Source organism: Klebsiella sp. H-Nf2, from assembly GCF_002806645.1.
Taxonomy (GTDB): domain Bacteria; phylum Pseudomonadota; class Gammaproteobacteria; order Enterobacterales; family Enterobacteriaceae; genus Klebsiella; species Klebsiella variicola.
Genome location: NZ_PIBL01000032.1, coordinates 1 through 1,221, shown reverse-complemented (window position 1 = coordinate 1,221; position 1,221 = coordinate 1). Strand labels below are relative to the sequence as shown.

The window sequence follows — 1,221 nt, the reverse complement described above, 5'->3', positions numbered from 1 at the left end:
TGACCTGCCCCCAGGATTAGATACAACCGTCAGTTAGTAAGGTCGGTTTGTTTACCTTCACATTTTCCATTTCGCCACCGTGCTGCAAACTCTGATGGCGTCTGATAATTCAGTGCTGAATGTGGACGACACTCGTTATAATCCTGCCGCCAGTCATTAATGATTTTCCTTGCGTGAACGATATCGCTGAACCAGTGCTCATTCAGGCATTCATCGCGAAATCGTCCGTTAAAGCTCTCAATAAATCCGTTCTGCGTTGGCTTGCCCGGCTGGATTAAGCGCAACTCAACACCATGCTCAAAGGCCCATTGATCCAGTGCACGGCAAGTGAACTCCGGCCCCTGGTCAGTTCTTATCGTCGCCGGATAGCCTCGAAACAGTGCAATGCTGTCCAGAATACGCGAGACCTGAACGCCTGAAATCCCAAAGGCAACAGTGACCGTCAGGCATTCCTTTGTGAAATCATCGACGCAGGTAAGACACTTGATCCTGCGACCGGTGGAAAGTGCGTCCATGACGAAATCCATCGACCAGGTCAGATTGGGCGCCGCCGGACGGAGCAGCGGCAGACGTTCTGTTGCCAGCCCTTTACGACGTCTTCTGCGTTTTACGCCCAGGCCACTGAGGTGATAAAGCCGGTACACGCGCTTATGATTAACATGAAGCCCTTCACGGCGCAGCAACTGCCAAATACGACGGTAGCCAAAACGCCTGCGCTCCAGTGCCAGCTCAGTGATGCGCCCTGATAAATGCGCATCAGCAGCCGGACGGTGAGCCTCATAGCGGCAGGTCGACAGGGATAAACCTGTAAGCCTGCAGGCACGACGTTGCGACAGACCGGTCGCATCACACATCAGCATCACGGCTTCCCGCTTCTGGTCTGTCGTCAGTACTTTCGCCCAAGAGCCACCTGAAGCGCCTCTTTATCCAGCATGGCTTCGGCAAGCAGCTTCTTGAGTCTGGCGTTCTCTTCCTCAAGCGACTTCAGGCGCTTAACTTCAGGCACCTCCATACCGCCATACTTCTTACGCCAGGTGTAAAACGTGGCATCGGAAATGGCATGCTTGCGGCAGAGTTCACGGGCGGGTACCCCAGCTTCGGCTTCGCGGAGAATACTGATGATCTGTTCGTCGGAAAAACGCTTCTTCATGGGGATGTCCTCATGTGGCTTATGAAGACATTACTAACATCGGGGTGTACTAATCAACGGGGAGCAGGTCA

The 1,221-nt window shown here is 53.6% G+C and carries 1 protein-coding gene; it reads right to left on the bottom strand.

Translation table 11 applies throughout. The features are described from left to right. Positions 1–29 precede the first annotated feature (29 nt). Positions 30–1,150 (bottom strand): IS3 family transposase gene (locus CWM58_RS27845; protein ID WP_088765928.1). Its coding sequence is split into 2 segments (ribosomal slippage): positions 30–892 and positions 892–1,150, totalling 1,122 coding nucleotides; the frame shifts between segments, so codons are not numbered across the junction. Positions 1,151–1,221 lie beyond the last annotated feature (71 nt).